Consider the following 24,903-nt stretch of genomic DNA (forward strand, 5'->3'; position numbering starts at 1 on the left):
TTAGATTCAGCACAGGAGGCGACCATATTTTCTGAGTCGTTGCGCGCCATGCAATCCTTCGTCAATGATGAGAATCTTGTGCGATATCGCAAACTCAACATCGTTGCCGAGGCTGATCCGTCGCGCAACGAGGCACGATACCAAAGTCAAAACCAATGAGAGCACCATATCGGTTGGCGAGCCGAAGAGGCGGGATAGCATCAGAGTGAACGAGCGAAGTCGCAACGAGGCGTTTTTTATTTGAACAGGAGATTGGCTATGGCTAAACTCATTACGAAGCTTGAGAAGCTGATCGACAAACTGCAAAATGAAATCGATGACCTTATTGATTCGCCCCGGCTTCAGAAAGTAATCGATCACGCGCAAGTCAAAATCGACAATGTTGTCGCGAAGATCGAAAATACAAAACCGCTTCCGCTTTCTCTAGCAGACAACATTTCCTTGGCAGAGGCGCTCATTCAAGAGCAATATATCGTCGGCAATCGTACTGCGGACTCTAAACATCTTACTGATCATGATTCCTTGGTTTACGACATTGCCAGAGCGGTGGCAGGACTGACTTCGACGTTCAACTATACGATTGATCAATCACCGGGAGACATCACCTTCGGCTTTGTCAACAAAGCATTTCCAACACTTCCCGAAAACTCTCTGTTTCTCGATCAATGCGTGGCGCTTGTACAAGCGCTGGACAAAGAAGTCGGACCAGCAACACACATAGAGAATCCGGTAACACACGCAGTGATTCAAGAAGGATGGCATCCTTCTACACCAGTCGTTAAGGACGGTACAGTCGTTGCCAATCTTCATTCGGGCGATCCAATCGCCACATTCGACGCCGATGGCCACTACGACTCAAATCATGCCGCCATCTTTTTGGGCACTGGAACATTGAGCTATCCTGGCAGTGCTCCGGTCAATGGATTTTTCGTTCTTGATCAGTACAACGTGGAGCATGGTACGTCTCCAAACATTGTTCTGTATCCAGAAGGGACAGATTTAAACGTTAGAGTGTACGAACCGGCAGAGATACGCTTCATCGAAAATTCTGCGGCGTCACATTATTTTTTAATCGACACGAAATACGTAGCACCACCGCCTCCACCGCCGCCGCCTCCATCACTCCATGCTGGGAATCTTCTGTTCTCCGACAATTTCGACAACTACACGTATACGCTTTACTCGATTCCAATCAGTTCTCTCGAAAGCAATCGTCTACAATCCAATCCTTGGGGTGGGAATGCAATCGGTCAGGTGTTCAATGACGACATCACTGTCGGGTCTACGCACGCCACCAGTGGAGATTATTATCTGAACACCACGTCAATTTCTCTCAAAGCTGGCGAGCCTTTTTATCCATTTGATATGGATATGGGGAAAGCGTTCTCCGATCCAACAGGTGGTCAGGCCGTACTGACGGTCGATGTTGCTTCGCAAAGCGTCTTCGGTGATTACGTGGGCCAATCGATTCACTATCAAACTGATCCTTTGGACACGTTGATCTTCAAGATCGACGGTCACAAGATCGGCGAGGTTCATCCGACCGATGACACCAATTTTCACCCGTATCAGTTTGTGTTTGATACTGGATCACCCGGTTCACCACACACTCTCGAAATTCAGCATGTGTCCAACACGCCGGGTGTCAATCACGTCGGCTTTGCGGTGGACACACTCCACATCAACGATTGGACGACGGACCCCGCCAATCTTCCACCACCGCCGCCACCACCCCCATCTTCACCTGCTCTGTTGTTCTCAGAAAACTTCGACAACTTTGGTCAGACGGTATCTGCGCCTTATGTGGCCGATCTTGCTGGGAACGAATGGCGGGGTTTTGCTAGCTCTACAGCCGTATTAACTGAAACCGTACTACAGCCGAAGGATTCGTCTTTGGATTTTTATTTGAACACCAGAGACGCTCAAGACCACGAGATAAACATTTGGCACGACTTTGTAGACCCGACTCTTGGCAAGGCTCTGCTGAGTTTTGATTTCGCGGTTCAACCGGGTATGGATACAAGCATCATTCGCAATCTAGAAGTCTTTATTGACGGCAATGAGGTTGCTGACCGTATAGCGATGATTCCTGCTGCGGGTCAGCCAAGCGGCTGGCAGCATATGGATATCATCATCGATATCGACGCTGCCAATTCCAGATATGTTGGACGTGACCCTGCCAATACCGAACATGCCATTACCATTTGGGATCGCAGCCACGTTCCGGCTAACACCGTCATGCCGGTTGGCTTTGCCATCGACAACATTCAGATTCACGATTTGATCGTTTAGGACGGCACACGCTCCCGGTGCTGGCTTCGGTCAGCACCGTCTTACTCAACCCGGCGCGATACGCTGACCGGGCCGCTTGCGCCGGAGCTGGGCATTACACACTTATTTTTTTGGCGGTGCGGCGGCGACCCCCTCGCACATTCCGAAGTGCGCGCCGGCTGGCGAGCAATAGACATTGAGAGGCGCGCAGGGAACCTCGTGCCAGGGACACTATACAGACACCGGCTTCCGTTTCCCCTGCTGTCTCAATAGGTTATACAGAGCTACCTTCTCCCACAAGGGGAGAAGGAAGAAAGTCACCGCCGCTCCTTCTCCTTCGGAACTGGCGCTGGCCGTCGCGGCGCTGCGGGGCGTTGTGCGGCGGGGAGGCGCTGCTGGAATCCGCCCGGGCGTTGCAGGCCCGGCTGTTGAGCAGCGGGCGGCTGGCCGGGTTGCATGCCGGTGCGCGGCAGTTGCGGCTGCGGACCGGGCTGCTGTTGCGTTCCGCCCGGCTGCGGCGGCGCGACTCCGCCGGGCTGCGTCGGACTCTGTCCACCGCGTCGCGGCCGGGTTTGCGGGGTGCCGTCAGGCTGCGTGCCTTGACCGGCGCGCGGTGGGCCTGCCGGACGTCCCGCGCCTTGTTTCTGGCCTTGTTGCTGCTGACCCTGACCTACGCGCGGCGTACCGGGCTGCACGGCGCCACCTTGGCCCGGCGCTTGGCCCTGCCGCTGCGGCTGTTGCGGCTGTTGTCCTGGCGCCGTGTTCGGCCGCAATTGTTGCTGTTGCGGCGGCTGGAACGGCCGCGGAATGCGCGGGCTCGCGGTCGGATTGGCGCGGCGGAAGTCGCGCTGCTCGGTGACGATCTGCCGGCCCGTGGTTTGCGCCAGATGCACCTGGCTGACGAAGCCGCGGTCGCGCGCGATCTGCTGTGCGGGAATCGTGATCGGCACCGCGGCAAAGCGCATGACGCCGGCCGCGGCTGCGCCCGGCCGGATCGCAAAACCGCTCGCGCCTTGCGTCAGCGCGCCGAGCCGGGTCCCACTTGTGCGGTCGTCGACGTCGATGTGTCCGACCCGGCCATCGGCGTCGGGATAGAGCTTGATGTTGACGTTGTTGGTCTTGTTCGCGGCCGCGCCTTCCGGCACCTCGACCACGCCCGTGGTGCCGCGGATGCCGAGCGTGGCCGTCGGCGTCGTGATCTTCATGTCGCCGGTCTTTGCCACCGCCGCCGCGACGAAGGCGACCGTGCCCTTGCCGATGTCGAAGATGCCTGCGTTGTGCTTGCCGCCGTCCTCATAGACGTAAGTGTCGATGGTGATCTTCGTGCTGGCGGAGAGGTTGAACGTGGTCGCGTCGTCGAAGGTGATGCCGAGCGATGAGTTCGACGAAGTCTGCACGACGTCGTTGAGATAGATGTCGTCGCGCACGCGCAGCGGATAGGAATTTTTGTCGCGGATCACGGTCGCGATGCCCGTCACCGTCGCAACGTTGCCGATCGGCTCGACGGCAGCGGGCTGCGCCTCGGTCGCGGGAGCGGGTGAAGCCGATGGCGTCGGCGAAGGGGCGGGCGACGGCTGCGCTTCTGGCTGCGCCTGCGCAAGCTCGATCGCATCGAATCCGAACGCAACGCTCGCGCCGGCCGGCGGCGACGCCAGCAGCACAAGCGCGAACATGAAGCGGCGCCAGGCCACGGTAAGAGTCACGAAGAATCCCGGTGAGAGATCGACCGATATCAGCCGCGTACAGCTGAACGGCGGATGAATGTCTATCGCACGGAGGCGGTGAACGTTCAAACGGTACGCGATGCTAGCTTGCGGCCAAGCCTCTCCACCGTCATGGCCGGGCTTGCCCCGGCCATCCACGCCTTGAAGCGCGGGACTAAGAACGTGGATGCCCGGGCCTTCGCCTCGCCGAAGCGGCTTCGGCCGCGCAGGCGGGACAAGCCCGGGCATGACGAAGAATGTGCATGTGTTGGAGACGACGCCTGCGGCGTCAGCTCACGCGCTTCCAGGTCTGGCCGCCGCAGAACATGCCGCCGAAGGCGCAGCCCTGCACGCGCATTGCATTCGGGCCCTTCATCGCGATCGTCGAGTCGTAATTGCGGCCGGAGTCGGGATCGTGGATACGGCCGCTCCACTTCGCGCCGTCGGGCTTCATGTTGATCAGGATGCGCTCGTTGGTCTTTGCGGCGTAGCCGCAGAGATTGACGCCGCACTGTTCGACGCGGACATTGCCCTTGTTCTCTTCGGTGGCCCAGACGCCGATCGGTGTGTTGGCAACCGCGACAGGCGCGGCGGGCACCGGGGCCGGAGCAACCGCGACCGGCGCGGGCGCAGGAGTGGGAGCCGCAACGGGCGCGGTCTGCGTCGTGGCGTCGTAACCGACGGACGGAACAGCGGCAACCGTCGTGCTCGGTGCTGCGATAGCGGGCGCTGCCGGCGCAGTCGCCTGCACCGGGGGCTGCTGCACGGGATGCTGCTGCACCGGAGCCGGCGCGGGCTGCGCGGTCGTGGCAGGAGCCGGCGTGGTGTCGACGTCATCGTCTTTGGAGCCAAGGCCCTTGAGGTTGATGTTGTTCAGCTTGATCGGCTTGTCCGAGAGGCCCGGCGCGATGATGGTCACGCAATTGAGCGAGGCGCAGTTGCGTGGCGTCTCGATGCGGATGTTCTGGCCTTCGATCTGGAACGAGATCGCATTGCCGGCATGCGCGGCGGCGGTGGACGCGAGGAAGAGGGCGGTGGCGGCGATGGTGAGCTTGTTCATGACAACCTCCGAAGATGTGTGGTCCCGATGGGACTGAAGTCGCGGGTGGATGAAGCGTGGTTCGACCCTACGCCGGGCTGGCCGGACGTTCTGTGATAGACGTCACAACGGCTCGCCGCGGCTGGGTGACGCAGCGCACATTCGGTCGCGATTCCATTTGCGTAACGTCGTCGCCACACAGAGGGAGGCGCCGATGACGCGGCTTGTGACTTCGCTTGGCACATTGATCGCGCTGCTGGCGATTGCGCCCGCAGCCGAGGCCGGGTCTTACGCGTTCTCGATTGCCGGTCATCGATTTCAGGTCGAGGCGCCCAGGAATTGCCGATCGGCTTCCTGTGTCTCGGTTTCCTCCCATCGCAGCTTTCGGCCTGACGTCGACACGACGCCAGCCCCTGCGCCGGTGCTTCCGCCGCCGCAGCCGCTCTATCCCGTGGCTCCGGTCAGGCCAGCGCAAGCGATTGCGGTCGCGCCTGCGACGGCGCAGACGGCTCCTGTCCTTGCCTCAACGACCTCGCAGCCAATTGTCCTGCCGCAGGCGCCAAGCTCCAATCCGCCACGGGTGGAGCTACCGCAGACGGATCCGCCGAAGACCGTCGCGCTCGATCCGCCGCGCATGGAGGCACTCGTCGTCGCGCCAAGGCCGCAGCTCGAGCAGGCCGTGACGAGCCCTGAGCGCGGCGACGACGAACTCTCCTATTTGCCGCTCGGCGAATGGGAGAGCGCAGGCGCCAAGGGCACGGTCCGCATCGAACGCTGCGGTCCTGCACTGTGCGGCTTCGCGCTGACTGAAGCATCGACCAGGGGCGAGAGCGTGCTCGTCAACATGAAGCCGAAAACGCACGACGTCTGGACCGGCAACATCTACAGCCGCTCCAGCGGCAGTACCTATTATGCGAGGATGACGCTGAAGAGCTCCGGCAAGCTTCACGTCGAAGCCTGCGCACTGGGCCATTTCTGGTGTTCCGGCAACGACTGGACGCGAGCCGAAGAGCGGCCGGAGAAGCTGATCACGACGTCGCGGCAGTGGAGCGCGCGGTCGTAAGGGAAGCGTTCGATACCTCCGGCTGAAGCCGCTAGATCATGCCTAGCACGATGGCACCGACAAAGGCCATGGCGAGGTACGCGGTGATAACGCTCAGTCTCCCGGCGAACGTCATGAGGTCGCTCCCGCTGTCGCGCCGCCTTGCGCGAGAGGATCACGGTTAACAGAGAGTCTCTTTTCGAAAAAGTCAGCCTTGCTGTCGCTCGTCACCGGCAGCGCTCCTGCTGGCGCCGGCCGACATGGTTAAAGAACACTGAAATCAACACGTTGAAGAGTCTTTAAGTAAATTCACCGAACGTGCGTGCATGACGCGCGGAGTTCGTTTGTATCTCGTCGGCTCCATCGTCCTTGTTTCGTTAGCGGGTTGCGGACGCGGCGTCTTCCAGGCCGAACGTGAACCGTGGCGGGCCGAGGCCGAAGCCGCATGCCTGAAATCAGGCGCGGTGAAAGAAGGGCCGGATCTCGTCCGTATCGAGCCGATTTCCGGGCCGGGCATGTGCGGCGCGGAGTTTCCGCTCAAAGTCGCCGCCCTCGGCGAAGGCTCGAGCAGCTACGGCTTTGCCGACGAGGAATTGCGACCGCCCGGTAGCGTCGGCAACCAGCCGCGCTGGCCGGTGACGCAGCCCCGATCGAATTACCCGCAGAGCCAGAACTATCCGGCATCGTCCTATCCACAACGCTCAAACTATCCCGAGACCGCGGTGCGCCAGCCCTCCGGCTATGGCGCTTCCCCTGGTCCAATGCCTCTGAATGCGCCCGGTGTGGCGCAGCAGGAAGACGAGATCGATCTGCCGCCTGAGGGCACCGATGCCGCGGGCGCGTCGCGCTACATGAATGCACCGAGCTATCCGGCGCGGCCGGCGCCGTACTCGCAGGCGCCTGCGCAGCAACCGCTGCCGCGTCTTGGTCCGGCACAGGGCAATCCCGTCACCGCCGTCGGCCCTGTTGCGATCAAGCCGGTTGCGACGCTGGCCTGTCCGATCGTATCCGAGCTCGACCGCTGGCTTGCCGATACCGTGCAGCCCTCGGCGATGCGCTGGTTCGGCACCCGCGTCGCGGAGATCAAGCAGATCTCCGCCTATTCCTGCCGCGGCATGAACGGCAATTCGCATGCCCATATTTCAGAGCACGCCTTCGGCAACGCGCTCGACATCGCCGCCTTCGTGCTCGCCGACGGCCGCCGCGTCACCGTGAAGGATGGCTGGCGCGGCATGCCGGAAGAGCAGGGCTTCCTGCGCGACGTGCAGTCGGGCGCGTGCGTGCATTTCACCACGGTGCTGGCGCCGGGCTCGAACGTCTATCATTACGATCACATCCACGTCGATCTGATGCGCCGCGCCAACCGCCGGCTGATCTGCCAGCCCGCCGCCGTCTCCGGCGAAGAGGTCGCCGGGCGGGCGCAGCAGCGCAACCCTTACGCCAGCAGGCGCGATCCCACCATCACCGGCTCGCTGGGTACGCGCAAGAGCACGCTGCGCAAGCACGAAGAGGACGAGTACGCCGACGATTGAGGCGCGCGTGCGACCCGTAGCCTGGATGGAGCTAAGCGCATTCCGGGGACGGCGTTCCCGCATCCCGCTGCGCTCCATGCGGGCTACGACCCCAGGCCGGCCCGCCTCGCGCTGAGCCCTGCCTGTTCAGTCGACGCCGCGTCTTTGGCAGAGCGCATCTCGGGCGCAAAAATTTGCGCACGCGCAAACCTCGCCTAAGCCATTGAAATCATCGATACAATCCTGCCGCGACGGGCTTTTCCCGCAGTTGGCACGGTCGCTGCAATGAGGAGGCCGCCACGAAGCGGCGCTGCCGGCGCCGTGAGCCAGCGGATCCCGTCATGCAGATGCCTGTCAGCCCTCCTTATTCGGATCTCGAACAGCGCGTGCTGTCGCGCATCACGGAGGAGCGCTGGCTTGAACTGGCATCCGAGCTGATCCGCACCGGCCAGCCCCGTTCCGGCAATCCGCTGGATCCCGATTTGCCGCCCGCCGAGGAAGAGGCGATCTCGATGCTGGTCGCGGGCAAGCTCGAAGCGCTCGGCATGGAGGTCACCAAGCACAGCGCGCAGCCGCACCGGCCGAACGTGCTGGGCGTGCTCAAGGGACGGGACGGCGCCCCCTCGCTCATTCTCAACGACCATCTCGACACCTATCCGGCCGTCGAGCCCGAGAAATGGCACATGACGGATTTCGATCCGTTCAAGGCGACGCGCCACGGCGATCTGCTCTATGCGCGCGGCACGTCCGACACGCGCGGAAACCTCGCGGCATCGTTGCTGGCAGTGCAGGCCCTGACCGAAGCGGGCGTGAAGTTCGATGGCACCCTGATGTGCTGCTACACCGTCGATGAGGAGCGGAACGGCACCGAAGGCTCCATCTACATGCTCAACAAGGTTGGCCTGACCGCCGACTACGAGATCACCGCCGAGCCGACCGCCTGGGGCGACGTCAACAAGGATTGGGGCATGAACCTATCGGTGGCCAATTCCGGCCACTGCCTGATCGAGCTCACCGTTCACGGCATCAAGTCGCACATCTGGCGACCGGACATCAGCGTCAACGCCATCATGGAAGCGGCAAAGCTGTTGCCGAGGTTGAAGGACATGGCGTTCACCCATGTCCACAGCAAGTTCATGGGGCATACGCCGCCCTGCTGCGCCGTGGTGCGGATTCGGTCCGGCCTGCCCGGCGAGATGCAGTTCTCCCCGGATGCCTGCACCATCACGCTCGCCGTGGTCGGCATCGTGCCGGGCATGACGCTATCGAGCGTGATTGCGGACATCGAGCGTCTCGGACGGGACACTTTTGCGGGCGTGAACGACGTCAAGGTCGAGGTGCGCCAGGTGCCGGGCTCGCTGTTCGTCAACGCGACCGAACCGGTGCCGGTCGAGGAGGAGCCCTGCCGCTCCTTGCGCGCGGTTTACCGGCGTCTGATGGGCCGCGAGCCCGGGGTCAACCGCAAGAATGCCTTCAACGACACGATCCGCTTCCGCGAAGCCGGAATCAATGCGGTGACGTTCGGTCCCGGAGAAGACGGTTGGGCCGTCGACAACGAGAACATCTCGATCACCAAGTCGGTGATGGCGACGCGGATCTACGCGCTGACCATCATGCAGATCCTAGGAGTGCGGACATGAGCGTCGAGGCGACCCACATGACGATTCCAATCTCGCCGGATCGCACCCGACGCGGCAGCTTCCGGCTGCGGCTTCCGAAGGTCTCGCGATCGGTGCTGCTCTCGACGCTGACCGTGGCCGTGCTGCTGGCCGGCTGGGCCATCGTCACGGAGATGGGCTGGGCCAACGAGCTGTTCCTGCCGAAGCCGCAGGCGGTCTGGGCCGCGTTCGTCAAGACGATGACGAAGGGATATCAGGGCGCGACCCTGCTTCAGCATCTCGGCGCAAGCCTCTATCGCATCCTCACGGCCTTCACGCTGGCCTGCCTGATCGGCATCCCGCTCGGCGTCCTCATGGGCGTGTCGCGCAACGCGCGCGCGCTGCTCAATCCGCTGATCGAGTTCTACCGGCCACTGCCGCCGCTCGGACTTTATACGCTGCTGGTGATGTGGCTCGGCATCGGTGAGAGCTCGAAGCTGTCGCTGCTGTTTCTTGCCGGCTTGCCGGGCATCGTCATCTCGACGATCCAGGCCGTCACCAGCGTGGACCCGGTCTATGTGCGCGCCGCCCAGTCGCTCGGCGCGACCCGGCGCCATTTGCTGTTTCACGTCTATTTGCCGGCGGCGGGACCGCTGATTCTGGCCGGCATGCGCATCTCGCTTGGATTCACCTACACCGTTCTCGTCGCCGCCGAAATCGTCGCGGCCTCCGCCGGCATCGGCTGGATGATCTGGGACGCGGCAAAATTCCTGCTCTCCGACGTCGTGATCATGGGGCTGATCGTCCTCGGTCTCACCGGCGTCGTGCTCGACCTCTTTATGCGCGGCATCGCGAAACTGTTGATGCCGTGGGCCTGAATCCAATTCTGATCGTAGGGGAGACCTCCATGATGAAGAGACTGATTGCGACGCTCGCGGTTACCACGTTGGCGCTCACGGCCGCAGTCCGCGCCGAGGACAAGCCGGCGAAGGTGACCGTCGGCTATCTGAACCTGGTCAATGCGCAGCTGGTCACCAAGCATCTTGGCCTGCTCGCCAAGGAGATGCCGGGCGTCGACATCAAATACGTCAAGATCGGTGGCGGCGGTGACATGCTGCGCGCGATCGCCGGCAGCGACGTCGATTTCGGCGGTCTTGGCAACCCGCCGACCGCGATCGGCGCGACCCGCGCCCTGCCGATCAAGGGCATCCTGGTGATCAACATGCTTGACTACGTCGAGTCGATGGTGGTTCGCGCCGACAAGAACATCACCTCGCTCAAGGACCTCAAGGGCAAGACGGTGGCGGCGCCGTTCGGCTCCACGACGCACTACCTCCTGCTCCAGGCGCTCAAGGAGGAGGGTGTCGATCCCGCCTCGATGAAGATTCTGGACCTCGCGCCGGCGGACATCGCGGCGGCCTGGCTTCGCGGCGACATCGACGCGGCCTGGTTCTGGGAGCCGAATCTCGGCAAGGCCGTGAAGAACGGCGGCAAGATCCTCGTCACCTCGGGCGAGATGGCCAAGCGCGGCTACCCGACCTGGGACATCGGCGTCGTCATGAACGCGTTCGCGGAGAAGTATCCGTCCTACGTCGACAAATTCATCAAGGCCGAATGCGAAGGCATCGATTTCTGGCTGAAGAACCCGGAGAAGACTGCCGAAATGATCGCGGAAGAGCTTTCGCTGCCTCTCGAGGACGCGCAGCGAATGATGAAGGGCACCGGGATGATCCCCTGCAGCACGCAGCTCACGGAGGAGTATCTCGGCACATCCGCGAAAAAGGGCAAGTTCGTCGACACGCTGATCTCGACCGCCGATTTCCTGGTGAAGCAGGAGCGCCTGCCGAAGCTGCTGCCGCGCGCCGACTTCGAAGCCTTCATCCAGCCCGCCTATCTGGAGAAGGTGATCGGCCGCTAGGGTCGGTGCCGGCGGGCTTGCCTCGCCGGCACATTGTCAATTCCTGCAAGCACGTGACCGACATGAATCTCGCACCTCGCCACCTCCGCGCCGCCTATCGCAGCGGCGAGCTCAAGCCGTCCGATGTCGCCGCGCACGTGTTGTCGCGCCTCGATGACGCCGACCAGAGCGGCGTCTGGATCTCGACGGCAAATCCGCAAGGCGTCATGGCGAAGGCCCGCGCGCTCGATGCCCGCATTGGCGAGATCGGCGAGCTGCCGCTCTACGGCCTTGTGTTCTCGGTCAAGGATTGTATCGATGTGGCCGACGAGCAAACCACCTCGGCCTGCCCGGAATTCGCCTACACCGCGAAAGACACGAGCCCGGTTGTCGCCGACGCCATCGCCGCCGGCGCGATCTATCTCGGCAAAACCAATATGGATCAGTTCGCGACCGGCCTCGTCGGCGTGCGCTCGCCCTATGGCATCGCCCGCAACCCGCACAACCCCGACTACATCCCCGGCGGCTCCAGCTCGGGCGCAGCGGTATCGGTCGCGACGGGCACCTCGTCCTTTGCGTTCGGCACCGATACCGGCGGATCGGGCAGGGTGCCGGCGTCCTATTGTGGCGTGACCGGCTTCAAGCCGGCGCCCGGCGCCTTCAGTCAGCGCGGCATGGTCTACGCGTGCCGTAGTTTCGATACCATCTCGCTCTACACGTGCGATCCCCGCGATGGCCACGAGATCTATCGCGTGTTGGCGCGGCGCGATGTCGAGGACTGTTTTTCACCGGTGGATTCCGCCGGATGGACGGAGCAGGCATCTCCGGCGCGGCCGCTCAACATCGCAACGCCGCGTCCGGATCAGCTCAGGTTCTTCGGCAATGCGGAAACGGAGGCGCTGTTCGGCGATGGACTCCGCAAGCTGCGGCAGCTCGATCTGTCGGTCGCATTGGTCGATTTCGCGCCGTTCATCTCGGTCAACGATTTGATGTTTTTCGGACCTTTCCTCGCCGAGCGGGACGTGTCGGTCGGCGCATTCCTCGACGCCAACCCGGAGGCGGGCGTGAAGATCGTGCGCGACCTCGTCATCGGCAGCCGCAAGTTCACGGCGGCCGACGCCTATCGTGCGCTCTACAAGGTCAAGGAGGTCCAGCGGTCGCTGCGCGATTTCTGGCAAGTTCATGATGCGCTGGTCGTGCCGACGGTCGGCACCGTGCTGAGCATCGACGACGTCGCGCGCGATCCGCTGACGGCCAACTTCAACAACGGCTATTACACCAACTACGCCAACCCGCTTGGGCTGGCCGCCATCGCCGTTCCGAACGCCGTCACCGCAGCCGGCGTGCCCTATGGCATCACGTTCCTGGCGCCGGCCGGCCGGGAGCGCCTGCTCACCGATCTGGCTTGCGCTTTCATGGGGGCTTCGGCCGAGCCAGAACATCTGCGCCGCGTTGCAATCCGAGCGGAGACCTCCTAGCCTTCGAGCCGTCACTCGAAGGGAGACCGATCGTGGGGCGCAGCGATGCGCATGAGGTGGCCGATCCAGTTGAGCCGCGCGCCGACCTGCCACGGCCCGGGACCGGACGTTATGTGCTGAAGGCGTTGGACAAGCCCGATCTGGAGCTGGTGATGCGAACCGGCAGGCTCGCGACCTACCAGAACCGCGAATATCTGCTGCGGGAGGGCGAGCCCGCAAACGGCATCCACATCATCCTGAACGGGATCGTCGAAAGCACCCATGCCGGCACGCAGGGGCGCGAACTGATGCTGTCGACCTGGGAGGCCGACGACTTCGTCGGCGCGCCCTATATCCTCGGCGATCACCGCCACAGCTGGTCGGCCCGCGCGCTCGGGCGCGTCGAAGCACTGCATCTCGACCAGGATGCGGTCCGCCGGTTGATCGCGCAGTCGCCGCCGTTCGCAGTCGCGCTGATCGAGTGCCTCGGCTTCAAGGGCGAGACCTATTCGATGCTGGCGCAGACGCTGGCCGGGCAGAAGGCGGCGGAACGGTTGGTGCTGCTGCTGGTCAAGCTGTGCGAGAACGCAGCCCAGGACGAGAGCGGCCCGATCTCGCTCGGTCGCATCACGCAGGCCAATCTCGCGCGCATGATCGGCGCGACGCGCCAATCGATCAGCCTGATCCTCAGCCGCCTCCAGAACGACGGCATCATCTGGACCGGCCCGACCAAGATGGTCGTCAACGATCTCGCTGCGTTGAGGAAGCAGGTGGCGGACTAGGCGTGAACCAATAAGGTCAGCTTACCGACGCAACGGAAGTCTCCGCCTTGAGCATGATGGGCGCTTGTGACCGGAGCGCACATGCTGTTTGTAATCTTCGATAGTCCTTTAGCGCACAGGGACTGCGCGGCTCGTCTGACATCAGCTTTGGGCCAGCAAACGCACTAGCTTCAACCGAACTGGAACAATCTCCAAGCGATCCGGTTGAAGTTTATTATGGCCAATCTGGGACAGGCACGGATTAGTCCTGGAGAAGCGTGTTGTTTATCAGGAAAGGTGCTTCACATGGATGACGAACGAAAATCATCAAAAGCTGGGGAACGCGCCGCTGAAGGCCTGCGCGAGGCGGCTGCTAAGGACGAAGCGAAAAACGAGAGCAAGACGGGACACGATTTAGCGAAGGGCGCTGACCGCTTCGAAGAACGCTCCAAAAGCTCGGATGGAAGAAGCGCGGAAGAGAAACAAAAAGGGTGAATGTCTACAGCAGATCCGGCGCTGCGTTTCAGTGGAAGAAAGCAGGCGAACTTGGAGCCGATAGCATCGAGGTTGTGCCGACGACAATCCATCCCGGTAACAGCCACCTGACGCTGGTGCTGCGGACTGTCACGGAAGCGTCAACTAGCTCGAACTCGTCGCACTGACTTAGATCTCCCAGGGTGCGAGGGTTGTCCCAGCTGCAATCATCTGTGCAAACTGCGAGCATGGCAGCTGTGAACCACACCTCCCTGAGAAGCCGCGTCCGTCGCCTCTACGAGGGTACAACGCCCAGCGCCGTTGGTTTCCGCTATGCTTTGCTCGCGTTTGATGTTGTGACCATACTGTTCATCATCGGAACGTCGTTCCTGCACCCCAGTGAGATCATCGAAACCTTCGACCTGCTATTCGGCGCAATGATATTGGCCGATTTTTCAGCACGGCTACTCGCCCACCGGCATCCGCTTCGAAAGTTCGGCCGCCTCTCGACATGGGCTGACATGGTCGCCATCGTTTCATTCCTGGCGCCCCTCGCTGGCGAGGCTGGCGGCTTTCTGCGGATTTTGCGGACGCTGGGAATGCTCCGTGACTACCAGATGCTCGCCAGGTTGCGCATGGATTCGTCGTTCTTCCGTCGCAACGAGGAGGTCATCTTTGCCGTCACCAATCTTGCGGTTTTCATATTTGTCATGACGGGGATAGTTTACGAGACCCAGAAGTTTCGCAACGATCAGATTCGGAATTATGCTGACGCCCTGTATTTCACTGTGACCGCGCTGACGACGACTGGCTTTGGCGATATCACCCTGCCAGGCACAATAGGTCGTTTGATAACCGTCGTGATCATGATTTTCGGCGTAACCCTGTTCTTCAATCTTGCGCGCGCATTGTTGAGTCCGAACAAGGTCAGATTTCCTTGCCCAACTTGCGGACTGCAGCGGCATGAGAGCGATGCCGTGCATTGCAAAGCATGCGGCGCAGTTCTCAATATTCCCGATGAAGGTTTGGCGTAGCTGTTGCTACCTCGGCGATCGAAACGTATTGCCATCATCAGAATCTGTGCCCAAGCGGCCATTCGACCATGGCCTCTTTCTAGGCGCTCGCAGCCATCGCAATCGTTGCCGTGGTAACGGCCGGCCTTGTCTAGCGCCCCGTAGAAATCATTTCAGGCCGGCTTCGACGCTGCCGGCACCAGCCCCATGCAGCACTGCACCTCGGCCGGGACATTGTAGGTCCGCATGATGTGGCGGCTGTCGCGCAAGCCGGATGCCTCACGCTGCACCACCAACATCCAGAGCGCGTGGCCGGCTTCCATCACCAGCTTGCGTCGGGCCGGCTGCATCGCGGCCGGCACCTCGGGGAGGGCATGGGCGGCGTCGAACTCGCGCAGGCGCTCCAGCGCCTGTTCGAGCGTGCGGCCCATCCGTCCGAGCGCGGAGGCCTGTTCCTGGACAATCTCGTAATGGAGGATATCGACGGGCGGGCGGAGATCACGGGACATGAGCCCGAATATAATGCCGCCGGAGCGGCCTGCAACGCAGGCCCGCCTTGCCGCTACTTCGCCCGATACGCTGCCAGGAACATCCGCGTCGCGCTGTCGACGACTTCGCTCATGCGCTCTTCCGACGGTGCGGGCGCGGCCTGGAAGACGAAGGGCAGGAACAGCGAGGCCTTGCACAGTTCCATGAACTGCGACGCCGCCAGATCGCAATCGTCGATATCGAGATCGCCGGCGGCGGCGTGGGCTTTGAGATAGTCGGAGAGGCGGTTGATCGACTTGTCCAGCACCCGCGCATAGTAGCGGCGGCCGAGATCGGGCATGCGCTCGGCGATCGCCATCACGGTGCGGATCGCCGATCCGCCGCCGGGCCGGCACAGCAGACGGTTGTAGGCCCGGCCGAAATCCTTCAGCGTGGTTTCAACATCGCGTGCCGGATCGAAATTGAACGCGACCTGCCCGTGCTGGAGCGCCTCCTGCTCGAGGATGGCTTCGAACAGCGCGCATTTGTCGGCGAAGTAGACGTAAAGCGTGCCCTTGGAGACCTGCGCAGCGCGGGCGATCTCGCCCATGCTGGCACCGTCAAACCCGAGATCCATGAACACCTTGCGGGCCCCGTCCAGGATCTGGCGGCGTTTGGAGCTGTCCTCCTCCTGGACGACGTGGAGATGTTCGCGGCCGGGTACAATCATTGGTTCAGGGTCTCGGAAAGTTTTTGCATCGGTCCAGGGTGATGAAACCGAAATAAAGGATTCGGGCCGGTAGGGTCCGTTCGGGTATTATCTATATTGACCGAACCGTTCGGTCAATGATATTTGGGATGGGTGAGAGGGAACCGGCCGTAGGGCGGGTTGTCCCTCATCGCGCTTTTTTGGGGAGGCCTCCATGGCCGTAGTGAGAGACCAGGCTGCGCGCGTCCTTCGCCCGGACGCCGTGGAGACGCCGGCGCCCGCGGGTGGTGACGCTGCCACCGAGACGTCTGTGGCTCTCGCCGAGCAGTTGCGCTCTCATGTGGCCGAGGAAACCAAGCGCCGTCCCAGCGAGGCGCCGGAGAAGCCCGTGACCGACAAGCCGGCCGCAGCCCCAGACGCGCCCGCCGCCGGCGCGCCGAAGTCCGGCAAGCGCAAATTCGTGATGATGGGAGTAGGGCTCGTGCTGGCGCTCGCGGCCGCGAGCTATGCCGGCTATTACACGCTGGTCGGCCGCTTCTACGTCGCGACCGACGACGCCTATGTCCGCGCCAACAACACCATGCTGGGCGCGCGCGTTGCTGGCCACGTCTCCTCGATCCTCGCCGGCGACAACACGACGGTGCGCGCCGGCGACATCGTCTTCCGCGTCGACGACGGCGACTACAAGATCGCCGTCGACGCCGCCGCGACCAGGATCGCGACCCAGCAGGCCACCATCGATCGCATCGGCCGCCAGGTCGCGGCGCTCGACAGCCAGGTCGCGCAGGCCAGGGCGCAACTCGTCTCCGCCGAAGCCGGCCTCAAGCGCGCCGACCTCGATTATGAGCGCCAGCAGGCGCTGAGCAACAAGGGTTTTGCCTCGCGCGCCACCTTCGAGAGCTCCGAAGCCGGACGCGACCAGGGCGCCGCCGCGGTCAAGGCTGCGCAGGCCGCCTACGACGTCGCGCTCAGCAATGTCGACGTCGCCAAGGCGCAGCAGGCCGAAGCGCAGGCGCAACTCGCCGAGCTCAAGACCACGCTGGCCAAGGCCGAGCGCGATCTCGCCTTCACCGCGGTGCGCGCGCCGGTCGACGGCACGTTCTCGAACCGCCTCGTCAGTGCCGGCGATTTCGTCGCGGTTGGCCAGCGGCTCGGCAACGTCGTGCCGCTCGATAACGTCTATATCGACGCCAATTTCAAGGAGACCCAGCTCAAGCGCATCCGCCCCGGCCAGCCTGTGACGATCAAGGTCGATGCCTACGGCATGCGCAAGTTCTCCGGTGTCGTCGACAGCATCGCAGCGGGCGCGGGCTCGGTGTTCACGCTGCTGCCGCCTGACAATGCCACCGGCAACTTCACCAAGATCGTGCAGCGCGTGCCGGTCCGCATCCGCGTGCCGAAGTCGGTCGCGAAGCAAAACCTGCTCCGCGCCGGCATGTCGGTCACTGCAACGGTCGACACCAACAAGGGCGCGGCCGACGCCGACAGCGAGGTCGATCTCGACGACGCCACCATGATCCATCCGCAGTAGCGCGCCTGCGCCGCGAGGTCAGACCATGGCGAACGCCACGACCGCTTCACCTGCCATGATGGCGGACCCCGCTTCGGAGCGCATCGCGCCGAAGCGGCTGTTCGCTTTCATCATCATGGTGTTCGGGATGTTCATGTCGATCCTGGACATCCAGATCGTCTCGGCGTCCCTGAGTGAAATCCAGGCCGGCCTGTCGGCAAGCTCTAGCGAGGTCTCCTGGGTCCAGACCGCCTATCTGATCGCCGAAGTGATCGCGATCCCGCTGTCGGGATTCTTGTCGCGCGCCTTCGGCACGCGGCTGTTGTTCGCAATCTCGGCGGCAGGCTTTACCGCATCGAGCCTGCTCTGCGGCTTCGCCACCACCATCGAGGAGATGATCCTCTGGCGCGCGCTGCAAGGTTTTCTCGGCGCCGGCATGATCCCGACGGTGTTCGCCTCGGCCTACACCGTTTTCCCACGCACCAAATTCCACATCGTCGGTCCCATCATCGGGCTCGTCGCAACGCTGGCTCCGACCATCGGGCCAACTGTCGGCGGCTACATCACCGACCTGATGTCCTGGAACTGGCTGTTCTTCATCAACATCGTGCCTGGCATCGGCATCACCATCGGCGTGCTGGCGCTGGTCGATTTCGACGAGCCGCATTTCGAGTTGCTCGACCGTTTCGACTGGTGGGGGCTGCTGTTCATGGCCGGCTTCCTCGGCACGCTGGAATACGTGCTGGAGGAAGGCCCGCAATATGAATGGATGCAGGACCCCTCGGTCGCGATCTGCGCCTGGATCTGCGGCATCTCGGCGATCGCCTTCTTCTGGCGCGTCTTCACGGCGGCCGAGCCGATCGTCAATCTACGCACCTTTTCCAACCGCAATTTCGCGATCGGCTGCGTCCTTCAGTTCTGCATCGGCATCGGCCTCTACGGCCTGACCTACATCTATCCGCGCTACCTCGCCGAAGTGCGTGGCTACAGCGCACTGATGATCGGCGAGACCATGTTCGTCTCGGGCATCACCATGTTCCTGATCGCGCCGGTGGTCGGGCGTCTCATGGCGAAGTACGACATGCGCTACATGATCGCGTTCGGGCTCGTCGTGTTCGCGCTCGGCTCCTACCAGATGACCTGGATCACGCGCGACTACGATTTCTATGAGTTGCTGATTCCGCAGATCCTGCGCGGCATCGGCATGATGTTCGCGATGGTGCCGACCAACAACATCGCGCTCGGCACGCTGGCGCCCGACCGGGTGAAGAACGCCTCGGGCCTCTTCAACCTGATGCGCAATCTCGGCGGTGCCGTAGGTCTCGCCGTCATCAACACCGTGCTCAATGACCGCACCGATCTGCACATTACGCGCCTGCAGGAGCGTGTGACCTGGGGCAACGCGACCGCGACCGAAACCCTGACCATGTTCATGCAGAAGTTTCAGGGGCTTGGCGATTCCACGCTGATGGCGATGAAGCAGCTCAGCCAGCTCGTGCATCGCCAGGCCGTGGTGATGGGCTTCGGCGATGCTTTCTTCATCCTGACGCTGTTCTATCTCGGCCTCACCCTGCTCGTCACACTGTTGAAGAGGCCGGCCTCGCCGTTCGGCGCCAGCGGCGACGCGCACTAATTTGCAACACTCGTGCGTGATCTCGCGCGAGCCCCGTTGCAAATCACCACTGACACATCTATAAAGCGCACCTCATTCCATCGAACCGGGAGGATTTGCATGATTTCGTCGCATTCGCAGATCGCACGCCCGCGCTCGATGATGTTCTGGCTCGGTATGTGCTCGGCCTCCTAGAGGCCTCTTCCGCCAGCTTCGATTGGGCTCCTGGTCCCGATCGCCCCGCTTCCCAAGTCAAAACCAACTTTAAGTGACGCCGTCTCGGCCCTCGCGGCCGGCCTGCGTCCATCAATGGAGCCGGCCCGCGCCATAAGCGGCCGGATGATGCCATGACCGCTCTGTCAAAAAGGCCCGCGGCGATACGCGTGGTGCTGCCCTTCGTGTTCCGGCACTGGCTGAAGCAGCCGGGGCGTACCCTCATCGTCGCCGGCGGCTTGTTGGGTGCGACCATCGCCGACCTGTTCATGCCGGTCTTCTCCGGACATCTGGTCGACGCCCTGACGCGCGGCCCATCCGATTCCGCCGCGCGGCACGCGGCGCTGATGGCATTGGGCGGTATCGTGGCGCTGGGCGCAGCCTCCATGGTGCTGCGGCTGACCGGCCTCCAGGCCATCGTGCCGTTCTCGCTGAAGATCATGTCCGAGGTCGCGCAGGAAGCCTTCATGCGCGTGCAACGGTTCTCGACCGACTGGCACGCCAACTCCTTTGCGGGATCCACGGTGCGCAAGGTCACCCGCGGCATGTGGGCGCTCGACCTGTTGAACGACACCATCTTGATGGCGCTGGCGCCGTCGCTGCTGGTGCTGATCGGGTCGATGATCCTGCTCGGCCTGCACTGGGCCTCGCTTGGCGCGGTGATCGCGCTGGGCGCGCTGGCCTATGTCACGATGACGGTGCTGTTCTCGACGCGCTACATCGCGCCGGCCGCGCGCATCTCCAATGCCTGGGACACCAAGGTCGGCGGCACGCTGGCGGATGCGTTGACCTGCAACGCGGTGGTGAAATCGTTCGGCGCGGAAGCGCGCGAGGATGCGCGGCTTGCCCGTGTCGTCAACCGCTGGCGCGTGCGCGTGCGGCGGACCTGGCTGCGCTACAACTACACCAATCTGGCGCAGCTCTCGGTGCTGCTGGCCCTGCGTGCCTCCGTGATCGGCGGCGCCGTGCTGCTGTGGATGTCGGGGCGAGCCTCGCCCGGCGACGTCACCTATGTGCTGACGAGCTACTACGTCATCCATGCCTATTTGCGCGACGTCGGAATGCACATCAACAACCTGCAGCGCTCGGTCAATGACATGGAGGAGCTGGTGGCGATCCACGACGAGCCGATCGGGATTACGGATGCGACGGACGCGCGGCCGATTGCGATCGAGCGCGGCGAGCTCGTGTTCGACGACGTCACGTTCCATTATGGCGGCCATCATGCGCCGCTCTATGATGGACTGTCGGTCACGATCCGCGCCGGCGAACGCGTCGGTCTCGTCGGCCGCTCCGGCTCCGGCAAGACCACCTTCGTCAAGCTGGTGCAGCGGCTCTACGACGTCACCGGCGGCCGCGTTCTGATCGATGGGCAAGACATCGCCAAGGCCACGCAGCATTCGCTGCGCAGCCAGATCGCGGTCGTGCAGCAGGACCCGATCCTGTTCCACCGCTCGCTCGCCGAGAACATCGCCTATGGCCGGCCCGGCGCCAGCCTGGAGGCGATCGAGCAGGCGGCACGGCTGGCCAACGCGCATGACTTCATCCTGCGCCTGCCCAAGGGCTACGGCACGCTGGTCGGTGAACGCGGCGTCAAGCTCTCCGGCGGCGAGCGGCAGCGCGTGGCGCTGGCGCGCGCCTTCCTGGCGGACGCGCCGGTGCTGATCCTGGACGAAGCGACCTCGAGCCTCGATTCGGAATCCGAGGCGCTGATCCAGCAGGCGATGGAGCGGCTGATGCGAGGCCGCACCTCGATCGTGATCGCGCACCGGCTCTCGACGGTGAAGAGCCTCGATCGCATCCTGGTGTTCGACCGCGGCGAGATCGTCGAGCAAGGCACGCATGCCAAGCTCGCGGCCAGGCCCGGCGGCATCTATCGCGGCCTGTTCGAGCGCCAGGTGGTGGAGCTCGGACAGATCGCAGCAGCGGAATGAGTGGCGCGCGGCCGGCGGACCAATGTCGGCCGCGTCGCCAAGGAATCGGTCAAGGATGGGTGAAATGAAAGACCTGACCAACGGCTCCGTCGCGAAGCACATTCTGGGCATGGCACCGCCGATCATGGTCGGTATGGTCACGATCATGCTTTGCCAGCTGGTCGATCTGTACTTCGTCTCGGGCTTGGGCGATGCCGCGGTCGCGGGCGTGGCGGCGGCCGGCAATGCCGGCTTTCTCATCAACGCGCTGATGCAGGTGCTCGGCGTCGGCGCGGTGTCGTTGATCGCGCATGCCGTGGGACGCAAGGATCGGCCGGATGCCAATTTGATCTTCAATCAGGCGATCGTGCTGTCGGTGCTGTTCGGACTGTTGACCCTGGTCGCAGGCGCGGCGCTGTCGCGCGCCTACATGCATGCGATCGCCGCGGACGAAGCCACGATCGAGGCGGGGGCCACGTATCTGCTGTGGTTCATGCCGGCGCTCGCGTTGCAATTCGCGAGCCAGGTGATGGGATCCGCGCTGCGCGCTACCGGCATCGTGCGTCCCACGATGCTGGTGCAGGCGCTTGCGGTGGCCATCAACATCGCGCTGGCGCCGGTTCTGATCGCGGGCTTGGGCACGGGCCATGCGCTCGGCGTTGCCGGTGCGGGGCTGGCGAGCTCGATCGCGGTGTTGATCGGCGTCGTGACGCTGCTTGCGCATTTTCGTAAGGTCGAACGCTATGTCGCCTTCAATCCGGCGCAGTGGCGTCCGCAGGCGCAGCATCTGAGGCGCATCCTCAATGTCGGCCTGCCTGCCGGCGGCGAGTTCGCGATGATGTTCATCCTCATGGCGGTGGTCTATTTCGTGCTGCGCGATTTCGGTGCGGCGGCGCAGGCCGGTTTCGGGATCGGACAACGGGTCCTGGGCCTGATCCAGATGCCGGCGCTTGCAGTTGCGCTCGCCGCTGGGCCAATCGCCGGCCAGAACATGGGCGCCGGAAAAGGCGAGCGCGTGCGCGAAACCTTCGTCAAGGCGGCGCTGATCACCAGTGTCGTGATGATAGGCTTCATGTGCCTCGCGCAGTTGAAGCCGCAGCTCCTGCTCTCGGGGTTCTCGAACGACCGGGAAACCATGGAGATCGCGTTCCTGTTCCTGCGGATCATCTCGCTCAACATGGTGGCGCAGGGCGTGATCTTCACCTGCTCGAGCATGTTCCAGGGCCTCGGCAATACCAAGCCGGTGCTGTGGAGTTCGGCAACGCGCGTGCTCACCTATTCGCTGCCGGCGATCTGGCTGTCGACGCGGCCGGGCTTCCGGATCGAGCACGTCTGGTACCTGTCGATCGCGACAACCACGCTGCAGGCGGCCCTGAGCTTGTGGCTGCTACGGCGTGAATTCAGGAAGCGCCTTGCCACGCTCCGGCATGAGAAGTCCCCGGAGCCGGCTGCGCCCAAGCGCGTGGCGTCTCCTGTACGCGCGCCAGCGTAGCGATCGCTTGTCCCCGCCCCACGGCTCCGGCAAACTTGCCGCGCCGTGGGGATCGGCTGCAGGGGCCAAATGACCGAGGTGTTGAACGAGCAGCGGCCCAATTCCTGGCTCGCCGCGATCTGGGCGGCACGCTATCGCACGCCAGCCCGCTCCGTCGCGCTGATCGCGTTGCTGTTGCCGTGGACCACGACCGGGCTCATTTTCGCGCTCATTCCCTGGCTGATCGCGTTCGCGTTCCTCGACCTTCGCGAATTTCCGCGTTCGCTGCTTCGGGCAATCTGCCTGCTGCCGATTGCGCTGGTCCTACTCGCCGCCATCGGCACGCTCTGGTCGGATGCGCCGTGGCCGGACCGAATCCATGCGATCGGCCCGGCGGCGAAGCTGCTGGTAATTCCGCTTCTGATCTACCAGTTCGAGCGTTGGCCGTTTGGCGGCTGGGTGTTTTCCGCGTTCCTGGTATCCTGCACGGCACTGATGCTCTATTCCTTCGCCGTCGCCGTCGATCCCGCATTGTCGCTGAAACTCTATCTGTCGCGCGGGCCCTACAAGGTCGAAAGCGGGATCGCGGTGCGCAATTATATCGACCAGAGCCAGGAGTTCGCGCTCTGTGCGATCGCGCTGGTCTACCCGATCGTGTCGCTGCTGCGACGAGGCCGCTACCGCGTCGCGGCGCTGTTCGTGGCGCTCGCGATCGGATTCCTCGCCAACATGATGTTCGTCGTGGTCTCGCGGACAGCGCTGGTGACGCTGCCGATCCTGATCGTGGTCTTCGCGCTTTTGCATTTGCGCCGCCGCACCGCACTCTTCGCCGTCGGCGCGATGGGGCTGTTGGCCGTGCTGCTGTGGACCGCCTCGCCGCGTCTGCGCGCAACAGTCGCCAAATTCAACGGAGACTATGAGGTCAGCATCGCCGGCAATGATGTCAGCGGCATGGGGTCACGACTGGAGTTTTGGCGCAAATCGCTGGCGTTCACCGCGGACGCGCCGCTGCTCGGTCACGGCACCGGGGCGATCCGCGGCCTGTTCGCGCGCGCGGCTGTCGGCGAGAGCGGGGTTCGAGCGGAAATCGTCGGTGATCCGCACAACCAGACGCTCAATGTCGCCGTGCAGTGGGGCGCGTCGGGCGTCGTGATCCTCTATGCGCTCTGGTTCACGCACCTCTCGCTGTTTCGCGGAGAGGGGCTGGCCTGCTGGGTCGGCCTTCTGGTCGTGGTGCAGAACATGCTGTCCTCGCTGCTCAACTCGCATCTGTTCGATTTCGCCGAGGGCTGGATCTACGTGCTTGGCGTCGGCATTGCCGGCGGCATGGCGCTCGCCGCGAAGACAATACGGAGTCAGTGCGTGCCCAAACTGTTCCAGACCAGGCCGAGGCCCGACAGGAACAACAGACCGAGCACGACATCGCCGAAATGCTTGTCGCTCAGCGCATGATAGACGCGCGCGCCGGCCCATGCGCCGATCAGCGTGCCCGGAAATGCGATCACTGCGAGCCAGACCACCTTGAACGCGACGAGGCCCGAGGCGGTCTGCAACACCAAGGCGGCGCCGAGCACGGTGAAATTGAAGAGCTGGAAGATGCCGCGCCGCTCGTGCTTGTTCCAGCCTCGGATGTTTGCCCACAGGATCGGAAGTGGCCCCGACAGTCCGGCAAGGCCACCCAAGATGCCGCCGGCAAAACCGATCGCGCCGTCGGCAATGCGGCCGCCGAACGTGACGGCGAGCGGCCGCTTGTTCAGATAGAGAGCCGTCGAAAAAACAAGGATCAGCACGCCGACGCTCAGCTTGAACACTTTTGGATCGGCGGAGGCGACCAGCATGGTGCCCAGCGGCACGCCGATCAGTCCTCCAATCAGGAACGGCCAGACCAGCGAGAGATCAAAACTCTTCCACATCGACGGCAGCGTCGAGCTCTGCGCGATCACCGAGCAGATCAGCACCAGGGGCACCGCGAGAGAGGGCGGCAGCACGTAGAGCCAGATGCCGAGCGCCATCAGCGCCGTGCCGAAACCGGCAAGGCCCGAGACGAAGCCCCCGGCCAGTGCGCCGAGCAGCAGCAGCCCGTAGGTGAGTATTTCCAACAGATTGTCCCTGTTATCTTGACGATCCCGAACTGTTGATCGCCATCGCTCGCATAGCACAGCTGCGGCCATGCAGGTCAATTTCAAAACCGCACGCAAGCGTGATCCCCAGCAGCGGGCGTTCGCGAAAGACAGGCCTACA

At 63.2% G+C, this 24,903-nt stretch carries 20 protein-coding genes; 15 read left to right on the forward strand and 5 right to left on the reverse strand.

The genetic code is table 11. The annotated features are described in order from the left end of the window. The first annotated feature begins 258 nt into the window (after positions 1 to 258). Entirely contained in the window at positions 259 to 2,292 is a 2,034-nt protein-coding gene (locus tag IVB54_RS09940) for a hypothetical protein (RefSeq protein ID WP_247777187.1), read from the forward strand. Between the two features lie 296 nt (positions 2,293 to 2,588). Here the strand turns inward: IVB54_RS09940 and IVB54_RS09945 are convergent, their stop codons facing one another. Together IVB54_RS09945 and IVB54_RS09950 are read right to left on the reverse strand one after the other, a co-directional pair. Beyond that, positions 2,589 to 3,974 (reverse strand): FecR domain-containing protein, encoded by a 1,386-nt coding sequence (locus IVB54_RS09945; protein WP_094183504.1) that lies wholly within the window; start codon positions 3,972 to 3,974, stop codon positions 2,589 to 2,591. Positions 3,975 to 4,263: 289 nt separating this feature from the next. Beyond that, the gene (locus IVB54_RS09950) at positions 4,264 to 5,034 is read right to left on the reverse strand and encodes a DUF2147 domain-containing protein (RefSeq protein ID WP_247294890.1); all 771 of its coding nucleotides are present in this window, start codon (positions 5,032 to 5,034) and stop codon (positions 4,264 to 4,266) included. A 193-nt stretch (positions 5,035 to 5,227) separates the two neighbouring features. On the opposite strand from IVB54_RS09950, the gene IVB54_RS09955 reads away from it, so the two are divergent. The 9 genes from IVB54_RS09955 to IVB54_RS09995 all read left to right on the forward strand — a co-directional run bounded on the left by IVB54_RS09955 (position 5,228) and on the right by IVB54_RS09995 (position 14,787). Further along, positions 5,228 to 6,076, forward strand: a complete 849-nt coding sequence (locus IVB54_RS09955) for a DUF2147 domain-containing protein (protein ID WP_247294888.1) — start codon at positions 5,228 to 5,230, stop codon at positions 6,074 to 6,076. Positions 6,077 to 6,381: 305 nt separating this feature from the next. Beyond that, positions 6,382 to 7,587 (forward strand): extensin family protein, encoded by a 1,206-nt coding sequence (locus tag IVB54_RS09960; protein WP_247294886.1) that lies wholly within the window; start codon positions 6,382 to 6,384, stop codon positions 7,585 to 7,587. Between the two features lie 320 nt (positions 7,588 to 7,907). Beyond that, entirely contained in the window at positions 7,908 to 9,206 is a 1,299-nt protein-coding gene (locus tag IVB54_RS09965; protein ID WP_085361423.1) for a M20 family metallopeptidase, read from the forward strand. Continuing rightward, a complete protein-coding gene (locus tag IVB54_RS09970; RefSeq protein ID WP_085361422.1) occupies positions 9,203 to 10,042 on the forward strand; it encodes an ABC transporter permease subunit in 840 nt (279 codons plus the stop codon). The genes IVB54_RS09965 and IVB54_RS09970 overlap by 4 nt, the downstream gene beginning before the upstream one ends. 29 nt (positions 10,043 to 10,071) lie before the next feature. After that, positions 10,072 to 11,082 (forward strand): ABC transporter substrate-binding protein, encoded by a 1,011-nt coding sequence (locus tag IVB54_RS09975; protein ID WP_085361535.1) that lies wholly within the window; start codon positions 10,072 to 10,074, stop codon positions 11,080 to 11,082. A gap of 62 nt (positions 11,083 to 11,144) precedes the next feature. Continuing rightward, positions 11,145 to 12,539, forward strand: coding sequence for an amidase family protein (locus IVB54_RS09980; RefSeq protein ID WP_247294884.1), 1,395 nt, complete (start codon positions 11,145 to 11,147; stop codon positions 12,537 to 12,539). A 32-nt stretch (positions 12,540 to 12,571) separates the two neighbouring features. Continuing rightward, positions 12,572 to 13,300 carry a Crp/Fnr family transcriptional regulator gene (locus tag IVB54_RS09985; RefSeq protein ID WP_018454215.1) on the forward strand — a complete coding sequence of 243 codons (729 nt, stop codon included), beginning with the start codon at positions 12,572 to 12,574 and terminating at the stop codon, positions 13,298 to 13,300. Between the two features lie 285 nt (positions 13,301 to 13,585). Beyond that, entirely contained in the window at positions 13,586 to 13,774 is a 189-nt protein-coding gene (locus IVB54_RS09990) for a hypothetical protein (RefSeq protein ID WP_085385390.1), read from the forward strand. A 227-nt stretch (positions 13,775 to 14,001) separates the two neighbouring features. Beyond that, a complete protein-coding gene (locus IVB54_RS09995; protein WP_085361420.1) occupies positions 14,002 to 14,787 on the forward strand; it encodes a potassium channel family protein in 786 nt (261 codons plus the stop codon). A 152-nt stretch (positions 14,788 to 14,939) separates the two neighbouring features. On the opposite strand, the gene IVB54_RS10000 is transcribed toward IVB54_RS09995, so the two are convergent. Then, on the reverse strand, positions 14,940 to 15,275 hold the full coding sequence (locus IVB54_RS10000; RefSeq protein ID WP_247777188.1) for a DUF6665 family protein: 336 nt from the start codon (positions 15,273 to 15,275) through the stop codon (positions 14,940 to 14,942). 53 nt (positions 15,276 to 15,328) lie between these two features. Continuing rightward, on the reverse strand, positions 15,329 to 15,964 hold the full coding sequence (locus tag IVB54_RS10005) for a TetR/AcrR family transcriptional regulator (RefSeq protein ID WP_085361418.1): 636 nt from the start codon (positions 15,962 to 15,964) through the stop codon (positions 15,329 to 15,331). 193 nt (positions 15,965 to 16,157) lie between these two features. On the opposite strand from IVB54_RS10005, the gene IVB54_RS10010 reads away from it, so the two are divergent. The 5 genes from IVB54_RS10010 to IVB54_RS10030 all read left to right on the forward strand — a co-directional run bounded on the left by IVB54_RS10010 (position 16,158) and on the right by IVB54_RS10030 (position 24,114). Beyond that, entirely contained in the window at positions 16,158 to 17,474 is a 1,317-nt protein-coding gene (locus IVB54_RS10010) for an HlyD family secretion protein (RefSeq protein ID WP_085361417.1), read from the forward strand. A 25-nt stretch (positions 17,475 to 17,499) separates the two neighbouring features. Further along, a complete protein-coding gene (locus tag IVB54_RS10015; RefSeq protein WP_085349098.1) occupies positions 17,500 to 19,086 on the forward strand; it encodes a DHA2 family efflux MFS transporter permease subunit in 1,587 nt (528 codons plus the stop codon). 326 nt (positions 19,087 to 19,412) lie between these two features. Next, a complete protein-coding gene (locus IVB54_RS10020; RefSeq protein WP_247294880.1) occupies positions 19,413 to 21,212 on the forward strand; it encodes an ABC transporter ATP-binding protein in 1,800 nt (599 codons plus the stop codon). Positions 21,213 to 21,276: 64 nt separating this feature from the next. Next, on the forward strand, positions 21,277 to 22,683 hold the full coding sequence (locus IVB54_RS10025) for an MATE family efflux transporter (protein WP_247294878.1): 1,407 nt from the start codon (positions 21,277 to 21,279) through the stop codon (positions 22,681 to 22,683). 69 nt (positions 22,684 to 22,752) lie between these two features. Further along, on the forward strand, positions 22,753 to 24,114 hold the full coding sequence (locus IVB54_RS10030) for an O-antigen ligase family protein (RefSeq protein ID WP_247777189.1): 1,362 nt from the start codon (positions 22,753 to 22,755) through the stop codon (positions 24,112 to 24,114). On the opposite strand, the gene IVB54_RS10035 is transcribed toward IVB54_RS10030, so the two are convergent. Continuing rightward, the gene (locus IVB54_RS10035; protein ID WP_085349094.1) at positions 24,018 to 24,761 is read right to left on the reverse strand and encodes a sulfite exporter TauE/SafE family protein; all 744 of its coding nucleotides are present in this window, start codon (positions 24,759 to 24,761) and stop codon (positions 24,018 to 24,020) included. The two genes, IVB54_RS10030 and IVB54_RS10035, sit on opposite strands and share 97 nt — an antisense overlap. Positions 24,762 to 24,903: the final 142 nt, after the last annotated feature.

Source organism: Bradyrhizobium sp. CW1, assembly GCF_023100665.1.
GTDB lineage: Bacteria > Pseudomonadota > Alphaproteobacteria > Rhizobiales > Xanthobacteraceae > Bradyrhizobium > Bradyrhizobium canariense_D.

What these genes read in the sequence shown, in the direction of transcription:
- IVB54_RS10030 (WP_247777189.1), top strand. Translation starts at nt 22,753, where the DNA reads ATGACCGAGGTGTTGAACGAGCAGCGGCCCAATTCCTGGCTCGCCGCG.
- IVB54_RS09965 (WP_085361423.1), top strand. Translation starts at nt 7,908, where the DNA reads ATGCAGATGCCTGTCAGCCCTCCTTATTCGGATCTCGAACAGCGCGTG.
- IVB54_RS09960 (WP_247294886.1), top strand. Translation starts at nt 6,382, where the DNA reads ATGACGCGCGGAGTTCGTTTGTATCTCGTCGGCTCCATCGTCCTTGTT.
- IVB54_RS10010 (WP_085361417.1), top strand. Translation starts at nt 16,158, where the DNA reads ATGGCCGTAGTGAGAGACCAGGCTGCGCGCGTCCTTCGCCCGGACGCC.
- IVB54_RS09955 (WP_247294888.1), top strand. Translation starts at nt 5,228, where the DNA reads ATGACGCGGCTTGTGACTTCGCTTGGCACATTGATCGCGCTGCTGGCG.
- IVB54_RS09970 (WP_085361422.1), top strand. Translation starts at nt 9,203, where the DNA reads ATGAGCGTCGAGGCGACCCACATGACGATTCCAATCTCGCCGGATCGC.
- IVB54_RS09950 (WP_247294890.1), bottom strand. Translation starts at nt 5,034, where the DNA reads ATGAACAAGCTCACCATCGCCGCCACCGCCCTCTTCCTCGCGTCCACC.
- IVB54_RS09975 (WP_085361535.1), top strand. Translation starts at nt 10,072, where the DNA reads ATGATGAAGAGACTGATTGCGACGCTCGCGGTTACCACGTTGGCGCTC.
- IVB54_RS10020 (WP_247294880.1), top strand. Translation starts at nt 19,413, where the DNA reads ATGACCGCTCTGTCAAAAAGGCCCGCGGCGATACGCGTGGTGCTGCCC.
- IVB54_RS09995 (WP_085361420.1), top strand. Translation starts at nt 14,002, where the DNA reads ATGGCAGCTGTGAACCACACCTCCCTGAGAAGCCGCGTCCGTCGCCTC.
- IVB54_RS10000 (WP_247777188.1), bottom strand. Translation starts at nt 15,275, where the DNA reads ATGTCCCGTGATCTCCGCCCGCCCGTCGATATCCTCCATTACGAGATT.
- IVB54_RS10005 (WP_085361418.1), bottom strand. Translation starts at nt 15,964, where the DNA reads ATGATTGTACCCGGCCGCGAACATCTCCACGTCGTCCAGGAGGAGGAC.
- IVB54_RS09980 (WP_247294884.1), top strand. Translation starts at nt 11,145, where the DNA reads ATGAATCTCGCACCTCGCCACCTCCGCGCCGCCTATCGCAGCGGCGAG.
- IVB54_RS09990 (WP_085385390.1), top strand. Translation starts at nt 13,586, where the DNA reads ATGGATGACGAACGAAAATCATCAAAAGCTGGGGAACGCGCCGCTGAA.
- IVB54_RS10015 (WP_085349098.1), top strand. Translation starts at nt 17,500, where the DNA reads ATGGCGAACGCCACGACCGCTTCACCTGCCATGATGGCGGACCCCGCT.
- IVB54_RS10025 (WP_247294878.1), top strand. Translation starts at nt 21,277, where the DNA reads ATGAAAGACCTGACCAACGGCTCCGTCGCGAAGCACATTCTGGGCATG.
- IVB54_RS09940 (WP_247777187.1), top strand. Translation starts at nt 259, where the DNA reads ATGGCTAAACTCATTACGAAGCTTGAGAAGCTGATCGACAAACTGCAA.